This is a genomic window from Thermotalea metallivorans (assembly GCF_001562415.1).
Taxonomy (GTDB): domain Bacteria; phylum Bacillota; class Clostridia; order Peptostreptococcales; family Thermotaleaceae; genus Thermotalea; species Thermotalea metallivorans.
The window spans coordinates 1-5641 of sequence record NZ_LOEE01000043.1; the positions used below are offsets into that span (position 1 = coordinate 1).

Annotated in this window: 5 protein-coding genes; 4 read left to right on the top strand and 1 reads right to left on the bottom strand. The window is 36.3% G+C overall.

Annotated features, from left to right (window positions below):
• The first annotated feature begins 143 nt into the window (after positions 1-143).
• The 4 genes from AN619_RS15980 to AN619_RS10000 all read left to right on the top strand — a co-directional run bounded on the left by AN619_RS15980 (position 144) and on the right by AN619_RS10000 (position 4712).
• A complete protein-coding gene (locus tag AN619_RS15980; protein ID WP_157064979.1) occupies positions 144-581 on the top strand; it encodes a hypothetical protein in 438 nt (145 codons plus the stop codon).
• A gap of 159 nt (positions 582-740) precedes the next feature.
• Positions 741-2843 (top strand): FtsK/SpoIIIE domain-containing protein, encoded by a 2103-nt coding sequence (locus tag AN619_RS09990; RefSeq protein WP_068556560.1) that lies wholly within the window; start codon positions 741-743, stop codon positions 2841-2843.
• 237 nt (positions 2844-3080) lie between these two features.
• The gene (locus AN619_RS09995) at positions 3081-3677 is read left to right on the top strand and encodes an HD-GYP domain-containing protein (protein WP_068556562.1); all 597 of its coding nucleotides are present in this window, start codon (positions 3081-3083) and stop codon (positions 3675-3677) included.
• A gap of 15 nt (positions 3678-3692) precedes the next feature.
• Positions 3693-4712: a metal-dependent hydrolase gene (locus AN619_RS10000; RefSeq protein WP_068556563.1), complete on the top strand. Its 1020-nt coding sequence runs from the start codon at positions 3693-3695 to the stop codon at positions 4710-4712.
• A gap of 431 nt (positions 4713-5143) precedes the next feature.
• On the opposite strand, the gene AN619_RS15635 is transcribed toward AN619_RS10000, so the two are convergent.
• A complete protein-coding gene (locus AN619_RS15635; protein WP_330382068.1) occupies positions 5144-5278 on the bottom strand; it encodes a helix-turn-helix domain-containing protein in 135 nt (44 codons plus the stop codon).
• Between the last annotated feature and the right edge of the window lie 363 nt (positions 5279-5641).

The window sequence follows — 5641 nt, forward strand, 5'->3', positions numbered from 1 at the left end:
ATCATTGAGGAAATATCAAACAAAGTCAAAGAATTTCAAACTTATATTAGAGAAAACACTACTAAAGTTAAACAACTTGTATTTGCACGAAACTATTACAAATAGGTTAAGTTTTAGAAGCGTAAATCTATAATGTAAAAGGCGTGGCGTATAATTCCAAGAATAATAAAGTTTATGTTATAGGAATAAATGGAGATGCAAGCACTAGAAGGAGATTAATTTATGTAGTTAATCCTGATACGATAACCATCGATTATACCTATAATGTGCTAGATTCCAAATCAGAATGGCTAACTTATGCCCTTGATCCAAACAGTGGTGATTTGATATTGATAATAAAGGACACTCTTTCTGTTGAGGATGAAAGCACATATTATTTAAAGTTTACCTCAACCTACTCTAGTAGCTCAGCCAGGACATCACCTTATATTTTATATTCCGGTGACATTATTGCTAGAGCAAATGGTTCAGAGTTTTTGGGATTTGAAGGTTATAAAATATATAAATATCCAGTAGTGTCTAGCGGTTTTAGGAAGCTATACGCCAACAATAAATATCCCGGTATCAGGGGTAGGTCTTAAAACATTGTATATCAAAGTAATTGATGAAATGGGCAATGAGGAGATTGGTGTGCTAACATTCTTTAAACTTTAAAAAAGATCTAAATATTTATGTTTGAAGGATATAGGGGCTTGATCTCCTATATCTTTTTTAAACCTTGAGATATGCGAGGTGATACAGTGAAAGATATACCAATAACGGAAAGGGCTAAAATTGCGACGATAAACTTTATTTTTTATATAGCAGCCATCGCCTTAAGCAGTGCATTTTTATCAACGGCATTACTTCGAATAGAAGCATTTAAAAAAATGATCAGTATTTTCCCCGGGTTTACAAAGCTGTTATCATTTGTTCAGTATTACGGCTTTATCATAACAGGTGGCATTATAGGCTTGTGCATCCTATGCAAAATGAGAAGAAATCTTCTAAAGGTTCTATGGTTTACCATAAAGGCTCCTTTTCACCTTTTCGGTATAGGTATTAATAAAAGCAAAAAAATGCAACAAGAAAAAAGCCTAAATAAAATTCAAGAAATAATTCATCAGGAAGAGAAGGCCTCCTATTCCTTGATAGTACCTTTAGATCTTCTTCCTGACAATACAGAATTTAAGGAGAACAAGGTCCTTTCAAATGCCCAATACGAAGATGCAGTCAAAAGGGCATTCAAAAGAATTGGACTCATGAATGAGGAAGATATACAGGAAGTAAGGGTAAAGGCAGTAAAGGAAGGGCCCCAAGCTGTACAGATCACCATAACGGTACCTGATGGTACTACCATATCAAAAATAAGAAACGAATCGGAGGATTTAATGCATGCCTTTTCTGTACCCTCAATTCAAATTACACCTGCTAGGGCAGGGATGATAAATATTGTTTTATTTTTTGAAAAAAGAAGATTTGTAGTGTTAAAGGATATACTGAAAGATGCAAAAGTACAGGCACATATTAGAAGGGCCAAGCTGCCTATTGTTATAGGAGTCAATCCTATCGGTGAGCCTATATGTATTGACCTAGCAGAGGAGCCCCACTTACTTGTTGCTGGAACTACCGGTTCGGGTAAATCTGTATTTGATGAACAAGCCTTAATTACTTTGTTAATGGCAAAATCACCAAAAGAATTAAAATTAGTATTAATAGATCCTAAGATTGTAGAATTAGATGCATTTAAAGAATTTCCTCATACTTTAAGGGTTGCAACAGAGCCTAGGGATTCTGCAATTCTATTAAAAGAAATGTGCAGAGAAATGGATCGCAGATACGCTTACATAGGTAAAAAAAATTGCAGAAATATTGATCAATTCTACAGCAAATATCCCCGGCAAAAAGAAGAGCTTCCCCTGATTGTTATTTTGATTGATGAGCTAGCAGACCTAATGACAGTTGCGAAAAATGAGGTAGAATCCAGCATATTAAGAATTGTTCAGAAGGCTAGAGCAGCAGGGATTCATTTAATTACTGCCACGCAGAGACCTTCTGTGGATGTGGTTACGGGTCTTATTAAAGCAAATTTGCCCGGTAGAATTGTATTTGAGCTAAATTCTGCAGCTGATTATAGAACTATATTGGATAAAGGGATTCAGACAGAACTTATGGGAAAAGGAGATGGTATTGCTGATATATCAAAAGAAAGAGGTTATGTACGATTCCAAAGCCCCAGTGTAGGATTGACGGAGAATGAAAGGGAACAGGCCATAGAGAGGATACGAAATTTTTGGATAGAGTGGATGAAAAAACAAAGCAACGAAACAGAGAAAACAGATTCTATAGCTATATATAGAAAGGAAGATGAAAACCATAGAGAATCCTTTTTTGTCTCAAAGGCAATAGAAAAAGATCATGAACCAATATTCAAACATGGGTCGGGCAAGCTTATCGAAAAACTGGTTCCCGCCAGTGATTTCAACGAGGAAACCAGTGTTAAAGAAGATGAATATGAGGAATTTGATATATTCCAGGGAGAAGAAAAAGATGATTTATTTGGAGATAAAGAGGATGAAAATTCTGATCCAGACGTATATATAAGACTTCAAATATTACATAAAATTCGAAAAGAAAAAAACAAACAAAAAGGGCAAGTGATTATTTATGCCCCTTCATCCAATGAATTAACGCGGGAATTAGGTATAAGAAAATCCACCGTTTTAGAGCATTACAACGATATGCTTAAAGAAAAAATTCTAGAGAAGCATGTAAATAGAAGATATATCATTGTTGCTTCCGATGAAGATATAGAGCAATTGATTGAATCGCAGGAAAAAATGCTACAATTCATTAATGAATAAGAAAAAAACAAGAAATAGAGCAAAGTAATATACAAAGATATACATAAAATAACGAATAATTATACTGATGTACACTGGTTCCCGAAAGGTGGTTCCCACTGGTTCCAAAAGAAAAATTCCCTATAGGCAATGAAGGGAAAGAAAAAATGGGAACCAGCTACGGGAACCACTTTTCTATACAAAAATTTTTGCATATTTATGAGAAAATACAGCGAACATTTATAGAGGAGGTGTAGGATGCATAGCTTAGAAGATGGGCACATAAAGAAGTTTAACTTTTCGGAAATACCCAAGCATATCCTAGTTCACGGTCAAAAAGTAGGAGTCCTTGCTTTCGGCATAGCGGAAATTTTGAATTATAGTCATTCTAAAAAATTGGATGTTGCGGTGGCAGGCTTATACCATGATTACGGGAAAATTTGGGTCAAACCATCCATACTAAATAAACCAGGGCCACTCAATGAGGAAGAAATGAAAGTAATGAAGCTACACGTCTTATACAGTAGCCAAATCGTATCAAGCTTTATAAATTTGCGCAAATATGGGGAAATAATCAAATACCACCATGAATACATGGATGGAAGTGGTTACTATGGGCTTAAGGGGATAGAAATTCCAGAGCTTTCTAAAATACTTACGGTGGCAGATGTATATGATGCTTTGATTTCAGATAGAATATACCGAAGGGCATTCAGTACTGAAAAGGCTTTGGAAATAATGGAAAAGGAAAAACATAGATATGATAAAAGAATTTTAGAATCCCTGTTCAAAATGGTTGAGAAAACGTGTATTTGTTGTAGCTTTAACGGTAGGGAATTAAGAAAAGCACATTAAAGGATGGTGAAGGACATGATGGGAAGAACCCATTTCAAAGTAGGAATATTAAGCTATTTGATAGCAGGATCTGTACCCTTGATTGCAACCATGCCGTTGATTGGAAAAGGTAAAGCAGAAGTAAGCATAGCCCAAGCATGTGTGGCCGGCCTTGCGGCTTTGATGGCTGATGTAGATAGTCAACATAGTCAAATCAATCAAATGAATCCTGTAACAAAGACAGCAAGTCAATTTATAGATTCGACGGAAAACATATTGAAAAATATACTGCGTACGGCTTTTACTATCGGTATTGGCATTGGAATATTGCTTTTTAGAAAGGAGTTCATTCAACTTCTCTCTACTTATAACAAGATAACACCATATGCATCTATGATTACCTATGGATCTGCTACATTATTTATAGTTCTTGGAAGTTTAGGGAAAAAAGGAGATAGAATATTATCGAATATTCCAATCGTGGGATACATCTATAATCAGATTTTATCTATGGTTAATCAAGGGGGAGCATTTCTAAAAAGATTTCTAATGTTTATGCTGTATACTGGAATAGGAGCATGGATTATTTACTATAACTATAGATTTATAAGAGATCCATATTTATATCTGGTAGGAGTCCTATTTATAGCTGCGGTAAGCTTTCCCCATCGGAGTCTGTTTCATTCTGCGGAGGGTTTGATCATGTTTACATTGGCAGTATCTTACCTTACAAGAAGAATAGGATATCCGGAATTTCAACATGCTTTTTTTATTGGGTATTTTAGCCATTTATATCTCGCAGATATTTTTACGGAAGAAGGAATACCCCTATCTATATTACCAAGGATTCTAAAAAAAATAGGCTTACATGGCCAAATGAAAAAATTCTGGTTATATAGAATAGCCTATGGAATTTTTAATATAAGATTGAGGATTCCAATTATACACACAGGTACTACTAAAGGAAACATTTTCGAGGAAATTTATGTATTTATCCTTTTGGCAGCAGCTATTATTTCTTTCACAACGAATCAAGTTTTAATAAAGTTAGTATAGGATATATAGCGGTTCCCACTTGTGTTTAACTGCTGGGAACCACTTTTGCATTGTGCGCCCGGCATGGACGACAGCTTGGCGGTGAAAGTCCGCTATGGGCTTGGTAGTAGGAACCATTAGCCAATGGCAAGGGTGTCCATCGTGAGGTGGAATCTGAAGGAAGCCGGAGGCAAAGTCCCGGCTCGATGAACAAGAACCACATAAGAGGCTGATTTGAGGCGGATGAGTTTGCAATTCAAAACAAAGTCCAACACTACCCGAACCTCATACAGTAAATGTGGCGAGTATATGGGATGAAGGCGGTCGCTCTTACTGAATATGTCGGTCAACATGAACACCCTAGCCGTTAACAGTTGAACATCCCGTCCGTTGAAATTGAACACTTTCGTCGCTCAGGTTGTACATTGATATCCTTCAGCGATTGTAGTACACTAAAAGTGCTTAAGTTCTTTTGCCCGTGCAATTACCTTAGATACGGTATTACGTGAGCATTCACAGCTAGTAGCAATACTCCGCTGGCTGATTCCCTGGCTGTAAAGCCTAAGAATTTCTCTGTATTTGGTCATAAAATGACCTCCTTTGAATGTATTTACACTGCGATACAGTGTATAACTACATTCTACAAGAAAAAACGATGGGTGGCTCTCTTGTCCGGAAGGGTGGCTCTAAAAAACCGGAACAGTGGCTTTCACTTACCGGAACGATGGCTCAAAATGCTCCGGATTATTCACCGGAAGAATGCCAAGCAGCATTTCAATCTAAAAAATAGTAAAAGTCCTATTTATGAGAATTATCCCATAGATAGTTTCCCCTGAAAAACTCAATATTTTCGATTTATCTATCTGCATATATCAAGGATTTTCAAGGAAGTTGCTAATCTTCCCTGTGATTTCCCCTTTATTTTGCCATCTGAGCGGCTCTTCTTAGGT

What these genes read in the sequence shown, in the direction of transcription:
- AN619_RS09995 (WP_068556562.1), top strand. Translation starts at nt 3,081, where the DNA reads ATGCATAGCTTAGAAGATGGGCACATAAAGAAGTTTAACTTTTCGGAA.
- AN619_RS10000 (WP_068556563.1), top strand. Translation starts at nt 3,693, where the DNA reads ATGATGGGAAGAACCCATTTCAAAGTAGGAATATTAAGCTATTTGATA.
- AN619_RS15635 (WP_330382068.1), bottom strand. Translation starts at nt 5,278, where the DNA reads ATGACCAAATACAGAGAAATTCTTAGGCTTTACAGCCAGGGAATCAGC.